This is a genomic window from Pseudomonas protegens, assembly GCF_013407925.2.
Classification (GTDB): domain Bacteria; phylum Pseudomonadota; class Gammaproteobacteria; order Pseudomonadales; family Pseudomonadaceae; genus Aquipseudomonas; species Aquipseudomonas fluorescens_AP.
Genome location: NZ_CP060201.1, coordinates 5,981,880 through 6,006,596 on the forward strand (window position 1 = coordinate 5,981,880; position 24,717 = coordinate 6,006,596).

20 protein-coding genes and 2 pseudogenes are annotated in these 24,717 nt (G+C 58.5%); 18 read left to right on the plus strand and 4 right to left on the minus strand.

From position 1 onward, the window contains the following. Positions 1 to 37: 37 nt before the first annotated feature. The 12 genes and pseudogenes from GGI48_RS27655 to GGI48_RS27710 all read left to right on the plus strand — a co-directional run. A pseudogene (locus GGI48_RS27655) lies at positions 38 to 253 on the plus strand (phage integrase central domain-containing protein); the annotation flags it as partial. Positions 254 to 402: 149 nt separating this feature from the next. Next, on the plus strand, positions 403 to 822 hold the full coding sequence (locus GGI48_RS27660; RefSeq protein WP_179601052.1) for an ABC transporter permease subunit: 420 nt from the start codon (positions 403 to 405) through the stop codon (positions 820 to 822). A gap of 119 nt (positions 823 to 941) precedes the next feature. Beyond that, a pseudogene (locus GGI48_RS27665) lies at positions 942 to 1,268 on the plus strand (ATP-binding cassette domain-containing protein); the annotation flags it as partial. A 39-nt stretch (positions 1,269 to 1,307) separates the two neighbouring features. Next, on the plus strand, positions 1,308 to 3,035 hold the full coding sequence (locus tag GGI48_RS27670; protein ID WP_179601054.1) for an aconitase X: 1,728 nt from the start codon (positions 1,308 to 1,310) through the stop codon (positions 3,033 to 3,035). Positions 3,036 to 3,246: 211 nt separating this feature from the next. Next, complete coding sequence (locus tag GGI48_RS27675; RefSeq protein ID WP_409565328.1) at positions 3,247 to 4,032, plus strand: SIR2 family NAD-dependent protein deacylase; 786 nt, start codon at positions 3,247 to 3,249, stop codon at positions 4,030 to 4,032. A gap of 621 nt (positions 4,033 to 4,653) precedes the next feature. Then, positions 4,654 to 6,066, plus strand: a complete 1,413-nt coding sequence (locus GGI48_RS27680) for a cytosine permease (RefSeq protein WP_179601056.1) — start codon at positions 4,654 to 4,656, stop codon at positions 6,064 to 6,066. A gap of 307 nt (positions 6,067 to 6,373) precedes the next feature. Further along, positions 6,374 to 7,330, plus strand: a complete 957-nt coding sequence (gene speB, locus GGI48_RS27685; protein WP_179601058.1) for an agmatinase — start codon at positions 6,374 to 6,376, stop codon at positions 7,328 to 7,330. 17 nt (positions 7,331 to 7,347) lie between these two features. Next, a complete protein-coding gene (locus tag GGI48_RS27690; RefSeq protein ID WP_179601060.1) occupies positions 7,348 to 8,772 on the plus strand; it encodes an APC family permease in 1,425 nt (474 codons plus the stop codon). Next, positions 8,769 to 9,599 carry a polysaccharide deacetylase family protein gene (locus GGI48_RS27695; RefSeq protein ID WP_103739844.1) on the plus strand — a complete coding sequence of 277 codons (831 nt, stop codon included), beginning with the start codon at positions 8,769 to 8,771 and terminating at the stop codon, positions 9,597 to 9,599. Before GGI48_RS27690 ends, GGI48_RS27695 begins: the two co-directional genes overlap by 4 nt. A gap of 11 nt (positions 9,600 to 9,610) precedes the next feature. After that, positions 9,611 to 10,534 (plus strand): NAD-dependent epimerase/dehydratase family protein, encoded by a 924-nt coding sequence (locus GGI48_RS27700; RefSeq protein ID WP_179601062.1) that lies wholly within the window; start codon positions 9,611 to 9,613, stop codon positions 10,532 to 10,534. A 14-nt stretch (positions 10,535 to 10,548) separates the two neighbouring features. Then, positions 10,549 to 11,274: an SDR family NAD(P)-dependent oxidoreductase gene (locus GGI48_RS27705; RefSeq protein ID WP_179601063.1), complete on the plus strand. Its 726-nt coding sequence runs from the start codon at positions 10,549 to 10,551 to the stop codon at positions 11,272 to 11,274. A 67-nt stretch (positions 11,275 to 11,341) separates the two neighbouring features. Continuing rightward, positions 11,342 to 12,277: a LysR family transcriptional regulator gene (locus GGI48_RS27710; protein WP_179601065.1), complete on the plus strand. Its 936-nt coding sequence runs from the start codon at positions 11,342 to 11,344 to the stop codon at positions 12,275 to 12,277. Between the two features lie 254 nt (positions 12,278 to 12,531). Here GGI48_RS27710 and GGI48_RS27715 read toward each other — a convergent pair whose 3' ends face one another. Both GGI48_RS27715 and GGI48_RS27720 read right to left on the minus strand, forming a co-directional pair. Continuing rightward, a complete protein-coding gene (locus tag GGI48_RS27715) occupies positions 12,532 to 13,686 on the minus strand; it encodes an alpha-hydroxy acid oxidase (protein WP_179601067.1) in 1,155 nt (384 codons plus the stop codon). Between the two features lie 52 nt (positions 13,687 to 13,738). Further along, entirely contained in the window at positions 13,739 to 14,698 is a 960-nt protein-coding gene (locus tag GGI48_RS27720; RefSeq protein WP_047304959.1) for a LysR substrate-binding domain-containing protein, read from the minus strand. A 235-nt stretch (positions 14,699 to 14,933) separates the two neighbouring features. Here GGI48_RS27720 and GGI48_RS27725 point away from each other — a divergent pair, with 235 nt between their 5' ends. Together GGI48_RS27725 and GGI48_RS27730 are read left to right on the plus strand one after the other, a co-directional pair. Then, a complete protein-coding gene (locus GGI48_RS27725) occupies positions 14,934 to 15,962 on the plus strand; it encodes an ABC transporter substrate-binding protein (protein WP_047304958.1) in 1,029 nt (342 codons plus the stop codon). A 103-nt stretch (positions 15,963 to 16,065) separates the two neighbouring features. After that, a complete protein-coding gene (locus GGI48_RS27730) occupies positions 16,066 to 16,272 on the plus strand; it encodes a hypothetical protein (RefSeq protein WP_179601069.1) in 207 nt (68 codons plus the stop codon). Between the two features lie 86 nt (positions 16,273 to 16,358). On the opposite strand, the gene GGI48_RS27735 is transcribed toward GGI48_RS27730, so the two are convergent. Continuing rightward, positions 16,359 to 17,474: a branched-chain amino acid ABC transporter substrate-binding protein gene (locus tag GGI48_RS27735; RefSeq protein ID WP_260620546.1), complete on the minus strand. Its 1,116-nt coding sequence runs from the start codon at positions 17,472 to 17,474 to the stop codon at positions 16,359 to 16,361. Between the two features lie 257 nt (positions 17,475 to 17,731). Between GGI48_RS27735 and GGI48_RS27740 the strand changes: the two genes are divergently transcribed. Further along, positions 17,732 to 18,637, plus strand: a complete 906-nt coding sequence (locus GGI48_RS27740; protein ID WP_260620547.1) for a LysR family transcriptional regulator — start codon at positions 17,732 to 17,734, stop codon at positions 18,635 to 18,637. A gap of 199 nt (positions 18,638 to 18,836) precedes the next feature. Beyond that, positions 18,837 to 20,285, plus strand: coding sequence for an aldehyde dehydrogenase family protein (locus GGI48_RS27745; protein WP_179601073.1), 1,449 nt, complete (start codon positions 18,837 to 18,839; stop codon positions 20,283 to 20,285). Positions 20,286 to 20,458: 173 nt separating this feature from the next. Here GGI48_RS27745 and GGI48_RS27750 read toward each other — a convergent pair whose 3' ends face one another. Continuing rightward, complete coding sequence (locus tag GGI48_RS27750) at positions 20,459 to 21,100, minus strand: TetR/AcrR family transcriptional regulator (protein WP_047304955.1); 642 nt, start codon at positions 21,098 to 21,100, stop codon at positions 20,459 to 20,461. Between the two features lie 127 nt (positions 21,101 to 21,227). Here GGI48_RS27750 and GGI48_RS27755 point away from each other — a divergent pair, with 127 nt between their 5' ends. Together GGI48_RS27755 and GGI48_RS27760 are read left to right on the plus strand one after the other, a co-directional pair. Next, positions 21,228 to 23,264: an NADH:flavin oxidoreductase gene (locus tag GGI48_RS27755; RefSeq protein WP_179601075.1), complete on the plus strand. Its 2,037-nt coding sequence runs from the start codon at positions 21,228 to 21,230 to the stop codon at positions 23,262 to 23,264. Positions 23,265 to 23,399: 135 nt separating this feature from the next. Continuing rightward, positions 23,400 to 24,707 carry a Xaa-Pro peptidase family protein gene (locus GGI48_RS27760; protein ID WP_179601077.1) on the plus strand — a complete coding sequence of 436 codons (1,308 nt, stop codon included), beginning with the start codon at positions 23,400 to 23,402 and terminating at the stop codon, positions 24,705 to 24,707. Positions 24,708 to 24,717 lie beyond the last annotated feature (10 nt).

Consider the following 24,717-nt stretch of genomic DNA (forward strand, 5'->3'; position numbering starts at 1 on the left):
CCCCTTGAAGACCGTAAGCAACGACGACGTGTTGTGCTCGATCTTCGACATCAACCGTCATGATCTGTTGGATGCGCTGGGCAGAATTGAGCGACGTAAGGCGCTGACCACTGCCGAAAAATGTCGTACCTGGTTTAGCCAGCTGTTCCGATATGCATTGGTTAAGGTTCAGGGGCTCGAGCAGAACCCAGCCTTGGATCTTGATGTTGTCGCATGGCCGAAACCGCCTGATGCGAATAATCCATCCTGGCGTACCTGTAGCCCCTGAATGCCAGCCGCCAAGAAGTAGCGGCTCCAGTCGGAGCCATCATCCTCATGCAGTAGAACCTGATGCATTAGATCTCGTGGCTTGCGCAGGTGCTCCTTGGCATTGAGCAGGCGAGGGCTACCTACCGGGAAATAATGGATGTCGCTCAGTGCGGCAAAGCGTTGTCCTTCCAGATGTATATCGCCGAAGGAAATGATCAGATCTGCCAGTCTCAATTCCAGCTTCCTTATTCGGGTTTGCAGTGGAGCGATGTTCCGTTCCTGTTCACGGGCATCTACCACACCCTGCTGCTGACCCTGATCACCGTGGTGTTCGGCACACTGTTGGGTGTTCTGATCGGCTGGGCCAGGGAGAACTCCCGGTTCGCCAAGGCGCTGTTCTGGCCATTGGTGGACGTGGTCAGAAGCAGACCGCTGATCATTCAGTTCATTCTGGTGAACAGCTTCTTTGCCATGGCCGGATATCCCATGCCGCCGCTGGCAGTCGGTGCGGTGGTACTGAGTATCTACATGGGCGTGCTGACATCCGAGCAGGTTCGGTCCGGTTTGCAATAGGTTCGGCCGCAGTTGCGCAAGGCCAGTCGATCTCTGGGCTTGACGTATTGGCAGGAGCTGTTTCATATCTCAGGGCCTTTGGCGTTCAGAACCCTTTGCCGGGTTGGATTGGTAGGCGTCCCAGCAATCTGTCGGGTGGTCAGCAGCAACGCCTGGCCATCGCCCGGGCATTGGCCATGGAGCCCAGTTACATGCTGTTCGACGAAGTCACCTCGGCGCTCGATCCCGAATTGGTGGGCGAGGTGCTGGACACCATTCGCAAGCTCAAGGAAACGGGCATGACGTTGGTCATGGTGACTCACGACATTGCCTTCGCTCGAGAGTCGGCTGATCGAGTGGCCTTTTTTGACGATGGCAACATCTGTGAAGTCGGGGAGGCCAGGCAGGTGATCAATTATCCGCAACAAGAGCGAACCCAGCAGTTTTTGCAACGCGCGCTCAACTGAGTAGCCGTTTCCAGGTTTATTTTTTGAGGGTCAGATGAGATGAGCGGTTCGCGTCTGCAGGCAAAGTCGTTGGTGCATGGGGTTGCCCAGGGAGAGGTGCTGTTTTCCAGCGTTCCCCTGAGCCTGTGGGGAGGGGTCGATCCTTACACCAGTGAGGTGATTGATCGGCACCATCCGCTGTCTGGTGAGCATCTTGCCGGCAAGGTGCTGGTGATTCCCTGCGGGCGTGGTTCGTGTTCCGGCAGCGCGGTGATCATGGAGCTGTTGTTGAACGGCAAGGCGCCAGCGGCCTTGGTGTTTGCCGAAGACGAAGAAATTCTCACCTTGGGGGCCCTGGTCGCCCAGGAAATCTTCCAGGTGTCGATTCCTGTCGTAAGCGTCGCAGAGGAGGGCTTTGGGCGGTTTGCCAATGCCCGGACGGTGCGAATAACAGGCACGTTGGTGGAGATTGATGGAGGCGGCGATGAGCAGCCCGTCGACGCCTCGCTGGCGGCGGTCGGGGTTGTGCAGCTCTCTGCCAGTGATCGGGCGATGCTCGATGGCCAGTCCGGCAAGGCCTGCCAAGTGGCCATGCAGATCATCCTGCAAATGGCCAGGATTCAAGGCGCGAGTGAACTCATCGACGTGACCCAGGCGCATATCGATGGCTGCATCTACACCGGTCCAGCCAGCCTGCGTTTTGCCCGGCAGCTGTGTGAATGGGGCGCCAGGGTCGTGGTGCCCACCAGCCTCAACTCGGTATCGGTGGACCAGCGACGCTGGCGCAGCCAGGGCGTCAGGTCCGAACTGGGCGAGCCGGCCAGTGCGTTGGCGGACGCCTACGTCAACATGGGTTGTCGACCGACCTTCACCTGTGCGCCGTACTTGCTCGACACCGCGCCGAGCTTGGGCGAGCAGATTGTCTGGGCTGAATCCAATGCCGTGGTTTACGCCAACAGCGTATTGGGTGCCCGCACCATGAAGTATCCGGACTACCTGGATATCTGCATTGCACTGACCGGGCGCGCGCCCTTGAGCGGCTGCCATATCGACAAGAATCGCCAGGCGGCGGTGGTGATCGAGGTGCCGCAGCTGGCGGATTTCGACGAGTCGCTGTATCCGCTGCTCGGCTACCATGTGGGCCTGATCGCGGGGCAGCGCATACCACTGGTGATGGGGTTGGACGGACACAGTGTCACGGCGGACGATCTGAAAGGCTTCGGTGCGGCCTTTGCAACCACCTCTGCGGCGCCAATGTTCCACATTGCCGGGGTCACCCCGGAAGCGCAGTCCCTGGCGGCACTCGAAGGGCTTGCCAGGCCCTTGGAAGTCGTCAAGATCCGCCTCGAGGACCTGTACCGCAGTTGGCAGGAGCTGAACACGGCCGATGATCGACAGGTGGATATCATCTCCCTGGGCAATCCGCATTTTTCTCTCGACGAATTCAAGCGCCTGGCACAACTGTGCGCGGGCCAGCGCAAGCACCCGCAGGTTTCGATCATGGTCACCAGCGGCAGGACGGTATTCGAGCAGGCCGAGGCGGCGGGAGCGATCGATGTCCTGACAGCCTTCGGCGTGGAGTTCATCACTGACACTTGCTGGTGCATGATCGAAAAGCCGCTGCTCAAACCCAACGCCCGTTCACTGATGACCAACTCCGGCAAGTACGCGCATTACGGTCCGGGAATTTCCGGCTTGGGCATTCACTATGCCGGGCTGGCGACCTGTGCCGAGACCGCACGTACCGGCCTGGCGCCAGCGGCAGCTCCCGCCTGGATTCGTCCGTAACCTGATGCCGCCCGTGGCCGTATTCGTGGGAATCCGGCCATCGTCACGCAGGCCCGATCGCCTGGGCGCAGCGACCCAGAGGGTTGTGCTGCGCCAGGATGATCGTATCGTTTCATGTTCCGCTCAGCCGCGAGTGCCTAAGCTAGGGTCATAGGTCTTTCCCGTGTTTACTGAACAGTATTCGTCGCTGCAGAGCCGAGGGGGGTGTCTCGTGAGCCAAATGCAAAGAGCTGCCGATGTTCTACGCAGGTCCAAGAAAATCGTTTTTTTCTCGGGCGCTGGCATCTCGGCCGAGAGCGGAATACCGACGTTTCGCGACAAACTAACCGGGTTATGGGCCAAGCACGACCCTCAACGCCTGGAAACAGCGGACGCCTTTCGGGAGAACCCGGCTCTCGTATGGGGCTGGTACTTGTGGCGGCGGCACCAGGTCAGCGGGGCAAAGCCAAACCCAGCCCACCTGTGCATTCCCCGGTTTCAACATGCCGGCTGGGAGGTGTCCGTCATTACCCAAAATATCGATGACCTGCATGAGCGGGCAGGTTCATTGGACGTGGTTCACGTTCACGGCAGCTTGATGGGGGCGAAATGCATTGCATGTCACCGGCCAGGCGAATTAACACCTGACCAACTGAGGGTTTCTGAGGAAGGACAGTGGATCGAGCCTCCTCGGTGTGAGCATTGCAACGAAAGGCTTCGGCCGGGGGTGGTCTGGTTCAGGGAGAAGCTGCCCGAGGACGCCTGGCGGTCCGCAGTACGGCTCGTGAGAGATTGTGATGTGCTGATTTCAGTGGGGACTTCCGGCGTAGTCATGCCGGCAGCTGGCATTCCGGAAATGGCGCTCGCAGCCGGGGCCGCGGTGATCCATGTCAACCTTGAAGAGGTTGGCTTGGTTGGCGCGGACGAGATAATGCTGAAAGGAAGTGCTGGTGAGGTATTGCCTGAGCTGCTCCTGGCGGTCGGGGGGACACCGTCACAGCTTGATGGATCTATCTAGCAAACCAGGCACGAGACGAGCATGAGGCTTTCCAAACTGAGCCGCTCCGCGCGGATTTATAGCCCTTCACCGCAAGTCTGTGCTCTCAGTGGTCGTCAGTCTTCCGGCAGGTTGTTATTGAAGATGATCTCCAGGGTCGCGTGGAGTTTGTTGATCTGCGGTTGAGTCAGGCTGTGCTCTGCACATCATCGATGACCACGCAAGCTGGGTTAATGCTCAAACTCTCAATCGCCAAGTCCGTCGCTGAATGTCGAAGAAAGTACAAAGTCCCGCAAGTGTGGAGTTGCAGTCTATATGACATGGATAGCCGGGTCGTAGTCCAGTCGCCGTTTTCAAAGTCAGCGAAGTCCACGGCAACTCAAATACCACAAGCTCCTTGCGATAACTACAAAATCTGGCCAACTATGGCGTAGCCGGTCTTCCTCCGATTTGTCCCTTCAGTTAACGGAACCATAAAGCTGACTTAACCAACTGAGCGTATACCGCTGTCTTTTACGAAGGTAGTCTTGACTGGTATCCACAAAAAACAAGTACAACGTATTTTCCGCTAAGTCTGCTACTGCCCATCTCTTACGCCAACAACAATTACGAGGACAATTAAATGTCCCATGGAGATAGCAAATGCCCAGCTCTTCGGTTGAACTGCGTCAACCCGCCTTGCTCGAAAAACGCTCTATCGACCATATTCCAGAATCAGAACGGCATGGCAGCCTCTATAGCCAGTTCACGCTATGGCTCGGCTGCAACCTGCAAATTACTGCACTGTTGACCGGCTCCCTTGCCGCAGTTCTGGGTGGTGACGTGTTCTGGTCACTGATCGGACTGTTGGTCGGCCAGATATTTGGCGGCACCGTCATGGCGCTGCATGCCGCTCAAGGGCCGAAGCTCGGCTTGCCCCAGATGATCTCAAGTCGTGTCCAGTTTGGCGTGTACGGGGCAACGATTCCTATCGTCCTGGTCGCCCTCATGTACCTGGGCTTCAACGCCACAGGCGCTATTCTCTCCGGCCAGGCCGTGGCGCAATTGGCTGGGGTCAGCAACAGTGGCGGTATTCTGATTTTTGCCGGGCTGACAATGCTCATGACGATCATGGGCTACCGCTTCATTCACATCGCAGGTCGCATAGCGAGCGTGGTGGGTGTCATCGCGTTCTGCTATCTGTTTGTCCGCTTGACGATGACCAAAGATATCGGCCAGCTCTTGGCAATTCGTCACTTTGACTGGGCTAGCTTCCTGCTCGCTGTGTCGCTTTCAGCTTCATGGCAAATCGCGTATGGCCCATACGTCGCGGACTACTCTCGCTACCTTCCGAGCAAAACTTCACCTCTCAAAACCATCCTGGCTGTTGGACTGGGCTCGGTGATTGGCGCGCAGGTTTCTATGGTACTTGGAGTGTTCGCAGCCGCTCTGGCCGGAGCCAGCTTCGCCGGCCATGAGGTATCCGTCATTGTGGGGCTCGGTAGCACGGGCCTGACAGCAGCGCTGATCTACTTCAGCATTGCATTCGGCAAACTCACGATCTCGACACTCAACGCCTACGGCAGCTTCATGTGCGCCGCGACGGTCATCAGTGGTTTGCGTGGCGATGTGGCAATCAGTGCGGCGCAAAGAATTTGCTTTGTGTTGTGCATCGTCGGCGCGTCCACGACGGTTGCACTGCTCGGAGAGGATTCGTTTATCGGAACCTTCAAATCATTCATTTTGTTCCTGCTTGCCTTCTTCACCCCATGGAGCGCGATTAACCTTGTTGACTTCTACTTCATCAACAAGGAGCAATATAATCTCAACGCCTTATTCGACCCCAACGGACAGTATGGCCGCTGGAACAGCGTGGGTATTGGCACTTACATCTTCGGCGTTTTAATCCAGATGCCCTTTATTTCGACCAGCCTGTACACCGGCCCCTTTGTCGAGAAAATGGGAGGAGTAGATATCTCCTGGATCATTGGGCTTATCATTCCCGGCGTTTTGTATTACATCTTTGCGAAACGAAACGCTTCGTTCATGCCTGTCCAAACACACCCCACCAATTAACAGCATGCCAAAGCGGGCCGCTAGTACCTGTTGGCGCATTACTCAGTCCGTCAACGACATAACTATGCCCGCATGGAACAGTTTCACTTTTGAATAAGCCAGCTTTCGTAATTGGCGATTTATTTGAACGCAAGCTGTTCATACTCTGACCTGGGTAAAGAGTAACAACAAAAAAGCATGCTTCATTGCCCCATCCTCCCGGGCTGTTGCCTTGCCTGCTGTTATTACTCAAACGGTTTCACCTGTAACTCGCTCCTTAATGACAAATATAAAAAGTCGACCAATATACGTCGACATGGAGACCTTCATGGCTAACAAGAATCCACAGCCTATTGACGCGGCCCTGGTGCCACGCTTCGCAGGCATCCCCACGTTCATGCGGCTGCCCGCCTTCGAAGACCCGTCTCAGGTTCGCATTGGCTTGGTAGGTGTACCTTGGGATGGCGGCACTACCAACCGCGCCGGTGCACGCCACGGACCGCGTGAAGTACGGAACATGTCCAGCCTCATGCGCAAGGTTCATCACGTGAGCCGCATTGCGCCCTATGACCTGGTCCGCGTCGGCGACCTAGGTGATGCCCCGGTCAATCCGATCGACCTTCTGGACTCGCTGAAGCAGATCGAAGGATTCTTCAGCAAACTGCATCAGGCGGGCGTCGTCCCCTTGTCTGTAGGCGGCGACCATCTGGTCACCCTGCCGATCTTTCGCGCTCTCGCCAGGCATCGCCCAATCGGTATGGTGCATTTCGATGCTCACTCCGACACCAATGATCGCTACTTCGGCAACAACCCCTACACCCATGGCACGCCCTTCCGTCGCGCGATTGAAGAAGGTCTGCTGGACCCGCGGCGCACCGTGCAGATCGGCATTCGCGGCTCCATCTACTCAGCCGAAGATGAAGCCTTCGCCGAAGCGTGTGGGATCAGAGTGATCCACATGGAGGAGTTCTGCGATCTTGGCGTGGAAGGCACCCTGGCAGAGATTCGCCGAGTGATTGGCGACGACCCTACCTACATCAGCTTCGACGTCGATGTGCTGGACCCGGCTTTCGCTCCTGGAACTGGCACACCAGAAATTGGCGGGATGACCACGCTGCAGGCCCAACAAATGATCCGCGGCCTGCGCGGTTTGAACTTGCTCGGTGCCGATGTCGTTGAGGTTTCGCCCCCGTTTGACCTGGGAGGCGCCACAGCGCTTGTCGGCGCAACGATGATGTTCGAACTGCTCTGCATCCTCGCGGATGCTCTGGCTGAACAGGCCTAGGTCGAGGAGAAGCCATCATGAGCTTCAGTGACTTCATCGGGTACGACCGAAAGGGTGAAGTTCGAGAGATCAACACCACCCTCTCCAAGGGACGGCTGAGTACGCTCAACGTCTGTGCCAATACACTGGCCTTCAATGGCCCCGCGTGGGTCGGGGTATCGTCGATGCCCCTGCTCTATACCCTGTCTGGAGAACTCGCACCGCTATCGATTCTCGCTGCGTATTTCTTCCCAATGATGGTGATTGCCTTCAGCCTTGTGTACCTGGTCCGCAGGGCTCCTGCGGCCGGTGGCGTTTTTGTGTTCAGTAAGCGTTATCTGACACCAGCAGCGGCCACCATTCTTGGCTGGACGTACGTGATCATGTGCTTCAGCGTGACCGCAATGTGCGCGCTGGTCGGGGCGCAATACGCACAAAGCCTCCTCGGCCTTGATGGCTCAACTCATACCGGGCAGGTCGTGGCCAGCACGATGCTCCTCGTATTCATGGTGCTGAACCTGAGGGGGGTTGAGGCTACTGCCAAAGTCGCCATCTGCCTGCTGGCTCTCGAACTCGCGGTGCTCTTGGGCCTGGGCTTGGCAGGCATCATCGATCCACAAGTACCCAGTGCAGGTGTCCTGAGCTCCTACCTGCCCTCGTCACTGGACAGTTTCTGGACGGCCATTGGTCCAGGCATGTTGTTTGGGATGTGGATGCTCGCGCAGTTCGACTCTTCGATCAATTTCATTGAAGAGGCCAGAACCCCCGTAAGAACCATCCAGCGGTCATTCCTACTGACCCTGACTGCAATGCTGGTGATCTACTCGATCGCAGCCATCGGCTGGAAAATGGCAGTCCCTACCAGCACGCTCGCTGGCATGTTCTCAGACAGTGCACAAGCAATCGGCAGCATTGCACAGCTTTACCTGCCTTCCTGGCTGCTCTGGTTACCGCCCCTGGTAATCATCACGTCAGCTTGCAACTGCTTGAACATCTCGCTGAATGCTGGGGTTCGTGCAGGCTATCGGATGAGTCGCGAAGGCGAGTTGCCAGCGGCGCTGGAGAAACTGAACCACAGGCGAGTTCCTGCTCGACTGACCGTGATTGGCACTGTCTGTGGACTGGCGATGATCTGGGCTAAGCCAGTGAGTGACTTGCAGTGGTACTACGATGTTGTGTCGATCACCATGATGATCTCCTACAGCACGATGATCCTCTGCTTCATTTTCGCGGTCTTGCGCGAACAGCCGCTTCATAAAGCCTTCGCAATGTCTGGCTTGCCTGCCTTGGCGCTTCTGACGCTCGCCTACATTGCCTACACCGCAGGTGCCCAACCTGCGGACCCTGCCTATCTCTATCACGTCTGGTACTGCGGCATCGTCATCATCGCCAGTGGTGCAGTCGTGCTCACTTACAACCGACTGCGCCGCAAGGCGCCTACGCAAAGGATTGTTTCCCCATGACTATGTGGCCTGATCGAAAGCGTTTCGCTGTCACCCTGAGCTTTGACCTGGATGCTGAAACTGCGTGGGAATCGTCCAGCCTGGACGGTCGCCGACTGACTTTGCTCTCGATGGGCGCCTATGGCCGTCGTGTAGGTGTGCCCCGCATTCTTGAGCTACTTGCGAAGTACGACGTCCGCGCGCAGTTCTACATCCCGGCCTTGATCGCCGAGAGGGACCCGAACGTCGTTCGCGGGATCGCAGAAGCCGGTCATGGCATTGGCTGTCATGGCTATTTCCACGAACGCGTCGACGAACACACACCGGAACAGAACCTGCGCATCCTGCGCGACAGCAAAGCAGTGCTAGAGCGGACCATTGGGCGCGAAGTCAACCACTATCGTGCTCCGGTTTGGGAGATCACGCCGGATGTCATCAGTTCACTGATCGAGCTCGGGTTCAGATCTGACAGCAGTCTGATGGGGGATGACCGTCCTTACCTGGTAGGCGGTGAACCAGGGCAACTTCTGGAGTTGCCGGTCAGTTGGGCACTGGATGACTGGGAGCAATTTGCCTACTCCGCGGAGCCTGCCATGGGGGGGGTGATCGAGGCGCCTGACAAGGTCTTGAGTCTGTGGACCGCAGAAATGGAAGGCATGCGCGAGTATGGAGGTCATTTCATTCTAACCATGCATCCACAGCTGATTGGCAGACCCTCAAGGCTCCTGATGCTGGAGCGCCTGATTCAACGTATTCAACAGAATGACGATGCCTGGTGGTGCACGCCTGACGACGTGTATGAACAGGTGCGCAAGGGCGCGCTGGATTTGCCCATTCATCCCTACTGAGAGGGTTCTCCATGAATGTTCTCGTGACAGGCTCCAATGGATTTCTTGGACAAGAAGTCGTGAGTCAGCTTCTAAAGCAAGGTCACCGCGTGACTGGCTATGATCGCAGCCTGACCTGTGCCATCGAAGCTGCTGACTACCAGTATCGACAAGGCGATCTGATCGACCTGGCCAGCCTGCTGGAAACCTTTCAGACCCAGAAGTTTGATGCTGTCATCCACACGGCAGCAATCTCCCACCCCGTTGATTCGCGTCGCATTCCACTTCAAACCGTTTTGACCAACGCGCTGGGCACTACTCACGTGCTGGAAGCAGCACGCCTGAACGGAACACCTCGAGTGGTGAACCTCAGCTCTGAGTGTGCCTACGGCAATAACCAAGCACTCGGCGTGATCGACGAGTCGGCGTCGTTGCAACCGACCACCCCCTACGGCTGCACCAAGGTGTTCACCGAAAAGCTTGGCCAGGTCTACACCGACCTCTACCAGGTCAGCGCAGTTTCACTGCGCCCGGGCTGGATTTACGGGCCAGGCCAATTCATGCAGTGCTATCTCAAGGACTTACTGCGTGCAGCCATCGACGCAAAGCCGCTCGATGAAGCCGCTGGTGGCGATTACCGCCTGCAATACGTGCACGTTTCGGACGTCGCAGCGGCCTGCCTACTGGCAGCAACCGTAGAGGATGGGCGATTAACTCAGCGTGTGTTCAACGTCACCGCCGGCGAGCAAGAGAGCTACTCCTCGGTTGCCGAGCGCGTGCGTTCTCTGTATCCGGCCGCGGACATTAGCATCGGCCCAGGCACGATTGAGGTCCTCGATGAGAACGCACGATTCGACATCTGCGCAGCACGTGAACAACTCGGTTATCACCCAGAGTTTCTGTTAACTGATGGTTTGGTGACCTACGCACGCTGGCTCGAAAATCATCCCTACTGATCTGGAGTCGCCCTATGAAAACCTATCTTGTGACAGGCGCCGCCAATGGCATTGGCCGCGCTATTGCCCTCGCTTTGGGCGAAACTGGCGACACGGCAGTGCTGAATGACTTGAACTTCAGCCATGAGCTTGAATCTCTGGTCCAGGAACTGGAATCCAAAGGTGTCACAGCTCGTATTGCGCTGGGTGACGTTGCCTCACCGGAGACGGTGAGGCATGCCTTCAGCGGATTGGAACGGCTGGATGTGCTGGTGAACAATGCTGGCATCCTGAACGAAGCGCCGATCACTCGGATGGCATTCGAGCAATGGGATCTGATGATACGCGTGCATCTGTACGGCACCTTCCTGTTTGCCCAGGAAGCAGCTCGACTCATGACCCGACAAGGCAGCGGCTCGATCATCAACATTGCCTCTGACCTTGGTCAGTTGGGCTGCGCCAATCTGTGTCACTACTCCGCCGCCAAAGGTGGGATTATCGCTTTCACCAAATCGCTGGCCAGAGAACTCGCGCCTCATGCGGTGAGGGTAAACGCGGTGGCACCAGGTGGCACACTGACGCCAATGGTCGAGCGACTTGGGCCGGCTTACGTGAAAGAAGAAGCGGCTCGGTATCCACTCCAGCGCCTCGGGACGGCAGACGAGATCGCTCATACTGTGGTGTTCCTTTGCTCCGAGAAAGCCAGTTTCACGACAGGCCAGGTGCTGGGCGTGAACGGTGGCGGCGTGATGAACGGGTAAGGCCAGCCCTTCAGCCCTGCTATCTCGGTAGCAGGGCTTCAGAAAGCCCACGCGACTCGAGGTGCTCATGCTTGGAAATCTGAATGACGTGGATCTGCGGATGCTCCGCACGTTCTGCACGATTGTTGAGGCTGGGGGGTTCACTGCAGCCCAGACCCGTTTGAACATGAGTCTGCCGCGGCTGAGTGTCGTGATCCGCGACCTAGAGATTCGTGTGGGCTATTCGTTGTGCAAGCGAGGCAAGTCCGGCTTTCAGCTCACAGAAGAAGGTTTGGCCACCTACAGCGCTGCCCAGGAACTCTTTGCCGACATCGAACGCTTTCGACAAAAAACAGTGGAGATGAACGGCCGAAGCCAGGAACACCTTCAACTGGGTACCGTAGACAGCCTGGCTACGATGCCGCAGAGCCCCCTGCCGCCTGCACTTGCTCGCTTTCGCAAAGAACACCCAAGGATTCGCCTGCAACTGCATGTGATGCGTCCCGATGAGTTGGAGCAAGCAGTCCTGGAAGAACGCCTGCATCTGGCGATCGGAGCCTTTCACCATCGGCTCTCAGGTCTGGACTACAGGTCGCTGTTCAACGAGGAGCAGAACCTCTACTGCAGCAGTGATCATCCGTTCTTTGATCGAGCAGATGAAACACTGTCCATCGAAGAAATCAGTGCTTCGGACTACGTGGATCGCGGCTACGTCGCAGAAAACCGCCGGCCTTATGAACTGCGCTTCAACAACATGATCAGCGCCTTCTCGATGGAGGCCATCGCGCTGCTGGTTTTCTCAGGGACATACATCGGCTACTTACCCTCCCACTATGCAAAAAACTGGGTCGAAGAAGGGCGGCTGCGGGCCATACTTCCGGATCGGCTCGCCTACACTTCCGCGTTTCATTGCATTACTCGGCAAGGAGTGGACTTGCAGATAGGCCTGGCCAGCTTCCTCAGCATACTCACAAGCGGCAATCGGCCTCCGGTAAGTGAGCCTCCGATGCCGGCAAGCACCTAAGCGATCAATGGGGGGCGACAATTGCGGCCTCAATCATCGGTCCTGCGAGATCTTCCCGGCTTGGTTGCAGTGGTCGGGAACCACAGGCTCTGGCATGTGCAGCAACGTCTTTCAGGACCGGGTGGAGGTATCCGAACGCGCAGCAGCTCCTGGAGTTGTTGCTCCGCTTAGACGTAAACCACTGGGGGGCATCAGCAACTGTGTTTTGTAGACGCCTCTATGGCTTAAATAAAGTGCGGTGCCGGTCAGATTTGTCAGGGCTTCGGATAGCTCGCTGGTAACAGGATGTTGTGATCAATTTGCTGCACATCGGTGTATCCGCAAAGCGCGAGGGTCAGGTCCATTTCTGTCGCAATGATTTCCAACGCTTTCGCCACTCCGGCTTCGCCCATTGCTCCCAGACCATAGAGATGGGCACGCCCAAGCATGACGCCTTGAGCCCCCAAAGCCATTGACTTGATCACGTCCTGGCCACTGCGAATGCCACTGTCGAGCCAGACGTCAATCTGCCCGCCGACGGCTTGAGCGATGGCCGGCAGCATGTTGATGCTGGAAGGGGCGCCATCGAGCTGACGCCCACCGTGGTTGCTGACGATCAGCGCATCGGCGCCGCTGGCAACGGCCAGGTGTGCGTCCTCAACATCGAGAATGCCTTTGAGAATCAGTGTTCCGCCCCAGCGATCCTTGATCCACTTGATATCGTCCCAGCACAGCGTTGGGTCGAACTGTTCGTAGGTCCAATCGGCCAGCTGACGCAAGTCATCCACGCCGGCAACGTGTCCCATGATGTTGCCGAAGTAGTGGCGGCGAGTGCTGAGCATGCCTTTGATCCAGCGTGGTTTGGTCAGGATGTTCAAGAGGTTGGCGGGAGTCAGGCGTGGTGGGGTGCTCAGTCCGTTTTTCAGGTCTTTATGCCGTTGACCGCTCAATTGCAGGTCCAGAGTCAACACCAGGGCGTCGCAGCCTGCGGCTTTAGCCCGGTCAATCAGGCGGCCCACAAACGCTCGATCGCGCATCACATAGAGTTGAAACCAGAACGGCGCTTCGATTGCGTCGGCGACGTCTTCCAGCGAGCAGATGCTGACCGTTGACAGCGTGTAGCGAATACCCGCCGCCGTCGCGGCACGCGCCGCCAGGATTTCACCATCTGCATGGATCATCCCGGCCAATCCGGTAGGTGCGATGGCCAATGGCATAGCCATATCGATGCCCAGTCGATTGGCTTTAAGCGAGCGATTTTCGAGATTTCTAGCAACGCGCTGACGCAGTTTGATCTTTGCGAAATCGTCCTGGTTGGCGTGGTAGGTACTTTCGGTCCAGGACCCCCCATCGACGTAGTCATAAAACATTCGTGGGACGCGCTGCTGCGCCATTTTGCGCAGGTCTTCGATGCAAGTAACGATAGGCAATGGAACGGCTCCTGAGTGATATGCAGGGTCAGCCTAACCGCCTGATACATCATCAGCGGGGAAAGTTTTTCCCATCTGGCGAGCCGGATTTTCCCTGATGCGGATCACTCAAGTAACGCTGCCCCTGCTCCACGGCTTCATGGCATATCTGTGTCAACCAGTGACTGAAGGCTTGTGCGGCCTCCGATCGCTGATGCATGTGCAGTTGGTAGTGGTAGGAAGGAGCACTGCGAACATTGCCGACCGCGACCAGTCGCCCACTTTCCAGCCAATCACGAGCCAGCGAGGGGCGCGCGAGGACGACCCCCTGAGCGTTGGCCGCAGCCTCTAGCATCATCCCCAGATCCAGTAAGGACGGTCCCTGGTCTGGCTCGCTCAAGGCCAGGTGCGCTTGTTGGAACCAGGGTTGCCAGGGCTCTAGCGGTGAGCGCATCAGCGGCAGGCAGGCGAGCTCCTGCGGTAGCCGTATGCCTGGGTAACGGCTCAGCAGTCCTGGTGCAGCCAAGGGCTGCAAAAGCTCGTCGAGTAGCCTGTGTTGAGGCTCCACGGTGGCGCTGTCTCCAGATACCTGGATGTCTCGCAGCGGTGTTTCTGTACCCGACATGGGAGCGCTGAGTTGAATTTCCAGATCGATGTCCGGGTACTGTTGGCTATGTTCTTCAAGGCGGGGGATGAGGATCTGACGAGCAAACGTCGGTGGACAACTGAGTGTCAGGCGCTGCTTGCGTTGTGCCGGGCGTTGATGCACCGGTATGGCGACCAGTTGAGTCAGTACGGGGGTGAGTTGCTCCAGGTACATTTGCCCCTGGGCCGTCAGCGCGAGGGTGCCGCCTTGACGATCAAACAACGCCAAACCAAGCAGTTGCTCAAGACCCGCTATACGTTTTCGGAGTGCGCTTGCGGTCAGCGACAGGGCTTGGGCTGCACGTTCAAAACTCTTCAACTGCGCGGCAGTCTGAAAGGCCAGCAGTGCATCGAGAGAAGGGAGTCGATAGTCGTTGCAGCTCTTCATTCTTCACGGCCTCCTGACGACCAGAGCTCGAACGATGGTTCGGTTTTCCAGCCTTGTTTAAGGTCTGTTCGGGTTTCGGTCTTACGGTCCCTGAGTGAGTTGAGTCGTTCTACCCGCACGGCAGCGGAGGAAAAAGATTCCCGCCGCTTGAGCCTTTTATTCCCGATAGCAGCTTGTCACCTTGGTTAGCATCATCTTCGAGGTCTTTTAAAACAAGAAAAAAGGATGATCTGCCATGTTTAAAAACGTGATAGCCAGTTTGGCCTTGGCTACCCTCTGCACCTATGCCCAAGCCGATGCATTGACGGTCGTTTCCGTGGGTGGAATAAATAAACAATCTCAGCAGGAGGCGTTCTACACCCCCTTTGAGATGCAGCATTCTGTAGCCGTGCGAGCAGCGCAATACAACGGCGAAATCGGCATGATCAAGGCTCAGGTGGATACCCGAAGCGTTACCTGGGATGTGGTTGAAGTCGACCATGCCGAGTTGCAGCGCGGATGCGAGGAGGGGCTGTTCGAGCGCTTGCCGGCGATTCCCGGAGTGCGCAAGGAGGACTTCGTCGAAGACGGGATAAGCGAATGTGGGGTCGGTATTTTTATCTGGTCTACCGCTCTGGCTTATGACCCTAAAGCGCTGTCGAAAGCCCCAAAAGAATGGGCGGACCTTTGGGATCTGGAGAGCTTTCCTGGCAAGCGGGCTCTGCGCAAAGGCGCGAAGCTGACTCTGGAAATCGCCCTGATGGCCGACGGCGTGCCACGCGATCAGGTCTATCAGGTGCTGCGACAACCTGGTGGCGTGGACCGGGCCTTTCGCAAACTGGACCAGATCAAGACACAGATACAGTGGTGGGAGTCAGGCGCTCAGCCGATGCAATGGCTGGCGGCTGGAGATGTCAGCATGACCTCTGTGTACATCAGCCGGGCAATCAGTGCGCAAAAGGAGGGGTACGACTTCCCGTTGGTGTGGAATGGCAGTCTCTATGACATGGATAGCTGGGCCATAGTCAAAGGCAGCCGGAACCAGGAAGCAGCGCTGAAATTCATAGCGTTTGCGAGCTTGCCGCAGCAGCAAAAGATATTCGCCGAAAAGATGTTCAACGGTCCGACTCATAAGCAGACCCTGGAACTGATCGCTGCCGAAACGCGCAACAGTTTTCCGACCTCTGAGCAGAACATGGCGCAGGCCCTGAAGGTTGATAGCGACTTCTGGATTGATCACGGGACAGAGCTTGAAGAGCGCTTCAACGCTTGGGCTGCGCGCTAAAGCAGGCTGCCCGGCGCTGAAGTGTCGGGCAGAGGATACGCACATCGAACATAAACGGTGCGCACCGCTCATGACCGAGAACTGAATTCCAGAGGGGATTTTCATGCGCACGGCTTTTCCGACTCAAAACGCCATGGACGAGCATGTGTTCAAGCCCAACATGTCGTTCACCAACGAGCCAAATCCATCGCTGCATAACCAGGACTTCGGCATCAAGCCAGGCGATACGCTGCTCTGTGGTCCGGAGGGCTCAAGCAGCTTGTCCACGTTGGCGCCTGAACTGCGGATCAGCCACCGGGAAACCGTCTGATGGATATCGTTTGCGCAGTATTCTGCGTCAGGGCAATGTCCTTGCCTCATTGTGGAGTGCCTGGTCTTGGCACCCCACACAAGGGCTCAGTGCAAGACGCTGTACTCGCCCTGATCATCCCAGCGGTACATCACGAAGTCAGGCGTCGCCAGGTCTCCCTTGGCGTCCCAGCGCTTATTGCCAGCAACGGTTTTTACACTGTTGTGCCTTAGCCACCGTCCCAGTACCGCGCCATCATGGGATTGGGTGGCTTGCATGGTCTGAGCAATGGCTTCAAGCGCCGCGTAGGCATACAGCGTGTATCCCAGAGGTTCGAATCCTTCCTTGCGCAACGCGGCTACTGCCATCTGGCTTTCACTGTTTTGCCGTGCGTCTTGGCCGAACACCATCAAGACCCCCTTGATGAACTGCCCACCGCCGGCCGCAACCGGAAAGTCATCGGAGGCGATGCCATCGCCAGCCACAAAGGGAGCATCGACCCCCGACTCGCGTATCTGTCGGACCAGGGTGCCAGCCTCCACGGCGACACCACCATAAAAGACCGCGTCCGCGTGCAAGCCCTTGATCTTGGTGGCCAGGGCATTGAAATCCTTCTCGCCGCGTGTAAGGCCTTCGAACAGGACAGGTTTGATCCCCATCTCTCCCAGGCGCTGCTGTACGGCCAGGGCTACGCCCATGCCGTAGGAGTCCTTGTCGTGCACGATGGCGATGCGTTTGGCCTGGAGTTGTTCATGTAGATAATTGGCAGCAACCTCACCTTGCTGGCTGTCGCGTCCGACCATTCGGGTCACAGTGTCCAGGCCCCGTTCAGTGATGGCGTTGGCAGTAGACGCCGGAGTCATCATCAGGATGTTGGCGTCCGAATAGATCTGCGAGGCGGGGAGGGTGGAGGAGGAACAGACGTGGCCGATGACGGCCTGCACATGGTCGGTATCGATCATCCGGTTGGCTACCGCCACCGCTTGCTTGGGCTCGCAGGCATCGTCTCCTTTGACCAGGACAATCGATTTGCCGTTAATGCCACCTGCGGCGTTTATCTGTTTGGCCGCTGCGTTGGTGCCGTTCCAGACCTGCGCGCCCAGCCTGGAGTAGCTGCCGGTGAAGGGGCCGGCCACACCTATGCGGATCTCCTGATCGGCATAAGCCGCTAGTGATGAACTGAGGATCATTACCAGAGCCGTTGCTCCTGCCGTCGATTTCATCGTCATGCTCCTTGCTTGATGTATGAATTCAATACGCAATCCAAGCCGACATTTATGGGCCGGATCAGGAGGATCAAGCTACGTAACTCGGTGGAATTAAAGAATGGCTCTCGTCTTACCTTCAGGTAACCAGAGGCTTACCTATCTAAGCCGTTTCTGATCTGGCTGCTCAAGCATGGCGACAAGGGCGGTGGCACCTCTATAGTGCCGGCTCGCTGGATGCTCTGAACCTTGTGGCTTGGCTGCGGAGGTCTCTTGTGAGAGTGGGTCAGGTAAGTGACATCGATATTCGGTTGCTGCGGGTATTTCGCGCGGTGGTTGAATGCGGCGGATTTTCCGCTGCCGAGATCGAGCTGAATATCAGTCGTGCGGCTATCAGTTTGAGCATGGCCAATCTGGAAAGCCGCCTGGGTGTTTGTCTTTGCAAGCGCGGGCGCAGTGGTTTCGCCCTGACGGTTGCCGGGCAGAGCATCTACGACGCGTCACTCCAGTTGTTCGCGGCCATAGGCAATTTTCGCACCCAGGTGAACGCCGCTACCACCCAACTGCGGGGGGAGCTCAATATTGGTATTACCGATAACCTGGTGACATCGCCTCACATGCGCATGACCAAGGCCCTGAAGATCCTCAGGGCCAAAGGGCCCGATATTCAGGTCAATGTGCACATGACGACGCCAAGCAGCGTGGCCCGAGGCGTCTTCGATGGTCATTTCCACATTGGCGCGATACCTACCACCCATAGAGTGAATGGCCTGGACTATCGACCCTTGTATGCCGAGGAGTCGCAACTCTATTGCAGTCACGAACACCCCCTGTTCGAGATTGATGATGAGAGCCTGATCCTCGATCGTTTGCCCTTGTGTGACGCGGTCACCATCGCCCACTCCCAGGAGCCGGAGGTCATCAGGTACTCCAAGCAACTTAAAGTGATGGCGACCTCCAGCGATCGAGAGGGCGTCGCATTCCTGATCCTCAGCGGTGAATACATCGGCTATCTGCCCAGCCATTATGCTCAGCGCTGGGTTGATGCTCAGCGCATGCGCGCGTTGTGTCCGAAACACTATCGATACTGCACTCAGCTATCGGTGATCACGCGTCCTGATCAAGCAGGGAACCCGTTGCTGGAGCACTACCTGCAAGCCTTGGCAAGCATTGCCACCTAGCTTCTTGTTCATGGTCAATGGTCTGGTTACCTGAAGGTAAGCTCTGTGAAATCGAATGCTTGCCTCCGGCTTGATAGCGTCTGTTCCTGCTGATGGGCCCGGTTTTGGCCGGCCTGTTCATATGGAAAACATGTCTGGAGGGCTCTGCCACCTCTGAATGCTGGCAGAGGCCCCGAATGACTTGAACAAGGATGTCTCGATGAACTCTGCCTGCCGTGATGCGGTTCTGTATTTCATCAATCCTGGCTTTTGGCCCTCCGTTAGTCGTCGCACCCTCGAAGTCGTCGCTCCAGCAACACTGGAGCGGGTTGGGGTCATCCCCTTGTGCGAGAAAACCGACGTCGATGCTGCAATCGCTGCAGCTCAGGCAGCGTGCAGCGGTTGGCGAAAGACTACCGTCAAGGCACGCGGCCAATGGCTACATAAGGTCGCCGAGACGATCGGGCAGTTGACCGAGCACAGCCTTCAGGTCGCTCGCTTGATGAGTGCGGAGACCGGCAGGCCATTTTCAGACGCTATGGAGGAACTGGCCGCGTGTGCTCGAGTTTTTCGACACTATGCCCAACGGGTTACTGAGGAAGCCCGCGACAGCGTTTGCGGTTCGTGGAGGCACTATGAGCCTTATGGCGTCAGCGTGCATATCCTCGGTGGCAGCCAGCCCCTGCTGCTGATGTGCCGCACTGTGGCGGCGGCACTGGCAGCAGGTAATAGCTGCATAGTGAAGCCCGCTGAGACGGCAACGCTGTGCACTCTGAAGTTCATGGAGTACTTCAGCGCGTTGCCATCGGGGCTGGTTGCCTGCCTTCCTGGCGATGGCTTAACGGCGCAGTGGCTGGTGCAGTCTTGTGCGACTCATGTCGTGGCCTTTACCGGCGGTGCCGCCGCTGGCAGCGCCGTTGCAGTGACCTGCGCGGAGCTGATGAAACCCTGTTTGATCGAGACCGGGGGCGTGGCCGCAACGATAGTTTCACGACACGCTTCACTGGATGTCGCAGCGGCCTATGCCGTTGCAGCTGCGTTTCGTTTGAGTGGACAGATCGGTATCTCGGCAAATCGATTTTATGTTGTGGATGAAATCCACGATCAGTTTGTCGAGCGGTTCGCGGCGGGCGTTCGTGCGTTGCGTGTCGGTTACAGTCGGGGTTACCCGGAGATTGGGCCTTTGCTGAGTGAAGAAGCACGCAACCAAGTGATGCGTCTGGTAGAGGATGCGTTGACCAAAGGCGCGACCCGAGTCTGTGGTGGACGGATACCCGTCGATCACCCCGTCGGCTGGTTTTATGAGCCAACCCTGCTCACCGGACTCAGCACCGACATGGATATTCACCATGAGCAGTGTTTTGGCCCCGTGGCCGCCGTGCGTCGTGTTCGACACCTTGAGGAGGCCCTGGATCTGGCGAATGGCTCGCCCTGCATGCGAGCAGCGGTGCTGTTCTCCAATGATGTGGACGAAGCGATTGCGGCTGTGGATCGGCTTGAAGCCGGTCTGATCGGGGTCAACAAGCCGCTGATGGACCGGGAGGTGAGGGCGCTCGATGGATGGACGATAGCGGGGGGCAGCGGCGATTTGAGTCAGTGTGGGATGAACGCCTTTCGCCGCAGCAAGACGGTGCTGATCAGCCGCCCGGCTCTGGAGCGGCAAGGCTGATCTCGTCAGCAGGCTGGATAGCCGCGAACGCTGGCATCAACGACGCCGCCGATTGCGGGGCGGTCCGCAAGCCTTGTCGGTGGTGCGCGAAACGGCCATTGGCCAGGGCTCCCCAGGCGATGCAGTTGCAGCACATGTCGAACGGGAGCCCTGTGTTCCGGCCTGGCCCGGACCTAAAGCTCGGCCGCTGAAAAACCGTTGCGCTGAAAGAAGCGCTCCAATTCCCGGGGCAGGGGCTCGACGCCGGTGAAGATCTTCAAGTACTCGGGAATGAAGCGCATGCGCTGCGCCATGGGTTCCTGGGTGTTCATGCTGATGTAGCCGATCTGCGTCAGGTAGATCGAGCGCGCACGGGTCACCGCGGCGTCGTGGGCGAAACCGAAACGGTCGAACATCTGTGTCAGGGCCTGCACGCGCTGAGCGTCGGCCTGGCGGATTTCCTGTGCCACTTCGGGCGATTGCAGGGCCCAGCTGCGCATCGCGAACTCGAACTGCGAGTCGAACAATTCGCTGTTCAGCCAGCAGTCGAAGACGTTGAGAATCGCCTCGGTGATGGATTCGGCATAAGCCTCGGACTGTGATACCAGGCTCAAGGTGTTCTTGTTCTTCCACAGGTTCACCAGGGCTTCGAGCAGGGCTTCGCGGTCCTGGAAATACCAGTAGAAGCTGGTTCGCGACAGGTTGAGTTTCTTCGCCAGCGGCATCACTCGCACGGCATCCACCCCCGATTCCTTGAGGCTCTCGTAGGCGGCGTTGAGCCAGCTCTCCAGGGAGCCGCGGCCAGCGGCTTCCGCGCTGTTGCTGGTTGCTTTCATTGGGCGTTTTTTCCTTGTCCGTTTGATCTGTATGGTGGTGACTGTACACCAGTGTCCATGTAATTGACACTGGTGTACATTGAGGTCTATCGTCTGCCTTGCCTGATGACCAGTATGCGAGACCGATATGAATAACGATCCGCTTCTTCAGCCCTATCGCCTCAAGCACCTGACACTTCGCAACCGCATTATCACCACCTCCCACGAGCCGGCGTACCCCGAAGAGGGCATGCCGAAGAAATTGTATCGGGCCTATCACGTCGAGCGCGCCAAGGCCGGCGTGGCCATGACCATGACCGCAGGCTCGGCGGCGATCTCCCGTGACAGCCCGCCGGTGTTCAACAACATCCTGGCGTACAAGGACGAAGTGGTCGGCTGGATGAAGGAGCTCACCGACGAATGCCATGAACATGGCGCGGCGGTGATGATCCAGCTCACCCACCTGGGGCGCCGCACCCGCTGGGACAAGGGCGACTGGCTGCCGGTGGTGTCGCCTTCGCACAACCAGGAGCCGGCCCACCGGGCCTTTCCCAAGAAGCTGGAAATCTGGGACATCGAACGCATCATCGGCGATTACGCCGACGCTGCCGAACGCATGCAGGCCGCCGGCCTGGATGGTATCGAGCTGCAAGCCTACGGCCACCTGATGGACCAGTTCTGGTCGCCGCTGACCAACGAGCTGGAGGGCGCCTATGGCGGTTCGCTGCACAACCGCCTGCGTTTCACCTTCGAGGTGCTCAGTGCCATCCGCCAGCGGGTGGGCCCGGAGTTCATCGTCGGCATTCGCTACACCGGCGACGAGGTCCTGGCCGGCGGCCTGGAGAAGGAGGAGGGGCTGCAGATCTCGCAGCTGCTTAAAGACAGCGGCATGGTCGACTTCCTCAACGTGATTCGCGGCAATATCGCCACCGATGCCGGGCTGACCTACATCATTCCGATCCAGGGCATGCGCAACGCGCCGCACCTGGACTTCGCCGGGGAGATCCGCGCCCTGACCGGCTTCCCGACCTTCCATGCGGCGAAGATTCCCGACGTCGCCACCGCCCGCCACGCGATTGCCTCGGGCCTGGTGGACATGGTGGGCATGACCCGCGCGCACATGACCGACCCGCATATCGTGCGCAAGATCATTGAAGGTCGTGAGGACCAGATCCGCCCCTGTGTCGGCGCCAACTATTGCCTGGACCGGATCTACAACGCCGGTGCCGCCTACTGTATTCACAACGCCGCCACCGGCCGTGAAACCAGCATGCCGCATGAGGTGCCCAAGGCTGCGCGCAAGCGCAAGGTGCTGATCATCGGCGCCGGTCCCGGCGGCCTGGAGGCGGCGCGGGTGGCCGGCGAGCGCGGGCATGAGGTGCTGGTGCTGGAAGTGGCCGACCAGCCCGGCGGGCAGATTCGCCTGACCGCGCAGTCCGAGCGGCGCAAGGAGATGATCAGCATCATCGATTGGCGCATGGCGCAGTGCGAGCGCCTGGGCGTCAGGTTTCGCTTCAACACCTGGGCCGATGCGGCGATGGTCCTCGATGAACACCCCGACGTGGTGATCGTCGCCACCGGCGGGTTGCCCCACACCGAAGTCCTGCAGCACGGCAACCAGTGGCTGGTGTCGAGCTGGGACATCATTTCCGGCGACGTCAAACCGGGACGCAATGTGCTGGTGTACGACGATGCCGGCGATCACGCAGGTTTGCAGGCCGCCGAGGTGATTGCCCGCAGCGGCGCCCGGACCGAGATCATGACCCCCGACCGCTCGTTCGCGCCGGAGGTGATGGGCATGAACCTGGTGCCCTACATGCGCTCGCTGCAACGGCTGGACACCACCTTTACCGTTACCTACCGGCTCAAGGCCGTGGAACGCCAGGGCGAAGAGCTGCTGGCGACCATCGGCAGCGATTACAGCGATCTTGAGAAAACCCGGCGGGTGGACCAGATCGTGGTCAACCATGGCACCCGGCCGCTGGACGAGCTGTATTTCGAGCTCCAGCCCCAGGCCAGCAATCAAGGCGCCGTGGAGTACCGGGACCTGATTGCCGGTCACCCGCAAAACCTGGTGACCAACCCTCAAGGGCGGTTCCAATTGTTCCGAATCGGCGATGCGGTGTCATCGCGCAATACCCACGCGGCGATCTACGACGCCCTGCGCCTGGTCAAGGACCTCTAGCCACTGCCCGTTGCCGTGCCCTGAACCATAAGAAAGACAGCCGTCATCCGTTTCCCAGGTCTTTAAGTCACTGCCCCGAATGTTGGTCCGATTGGTTTTGATTAACGTCAAACTCTTCCCCACGGAGGTTGTTGCATGCACACGGATACCGATTTCACCGAGCTGTTCACTGCCGTCCCTCCAAGCCCGCTGCGTTATCGCAGTGATGCCAGCGTCACCGGGCATGCCCTGGCCCCGGTCGATCACGGCCTGCTGGCGGCCTACGCCGCGATTGACCGGCCGGCGCTGCGCCAGTACCGCCTGGAGCGTATCCGCCAGCAACTGCGGGCGCAGGATTACGCTGGCGTGCTGCTGGTCGACCCGATCAATATTCGTTACGCCACCGATACCAACAACCTCGGCCTGTGGGTGATGCATTCCCCCAGCCGCTACGTATTCGTGGCCACCGATGGCCCGGTGGTGCTGTTCGAATTCACCAGCAGCCGGCACAACAGCGAGCACATCGAAACCATCGACGAAATTCGTCCGGCGATCCCCTGGCTGTACTTCCTCGCCGGCCCGCGGGTCGAGGAAAAAGCCCAGCGCTGGGCCCTGGAAGTGGCCGACCTGATGACCCGCCATGGCGCCGGCAATCGACGCCTGGCGGTGGACCGCTGCGACCCCTGGGGCGCGGAAAAGCTCAAGGCCCAGGGCATCCAGCTGTTCGACGCCCAGCCGCTGATGGAGCAGGCGCGGCTGATCAAGTCGCCAGAGGAGGTCGCCAGCCACCGGGTGTCGATGGATGTGTGCGACCTGGCGATTGCCCGCATGCGCGCCAGCCTGGTGCCGGGCATCACCGAGAACCAGCTGTGGAGCATCCTGCACGGGACCAACGTGGCCCAGGGCGGGGAGTGGGCCGAGAGCCGGTTGCTCAACTCCGGCCCGCGCACCAACCCCTGGTTCCAGGACGCTTCGGACAAGGTCATCGAGGCCGGCGAGATGGTCTGCTTCGACACCGACATGGTCGGGCCGGGGGGCTATCTCTCGGACATTTCCCGCAGCTTCATCTGCCCCGGCAAGGCGCCGACGGCGGCCCAGCGCGACCTGCTGGAGATCGCCTCGCAGCAAATCAGCTTCAACCTCGACCTGCTGCGCCCGGGGCTGTCGTTCCGCGAGTTTGCCGAGCGCTGCTGGCCGGTGCCCAAACAGTTCGAGCACAACCGCTACATGATGATGCTGCATGGCGTCGGCTTGGTGGACGAGTACCCCAGCGTGGCCTACGCGGTGGACTTTGCCGAGTGGGGCTATGACGGTCACTTCGAGGAAAACATGGTGCTCTCGGTGGAGAGTTACATCGGCGAGCAGGGCGGCCATGAAGGCGTGAAGCTCGAAGAGCAGGTGCTGGTCAGCGCCACTGGAGCGCTCAAGCTTTCCCGTACCCCGTTAGTCGACGACGATCGATAACAGCGGTTGT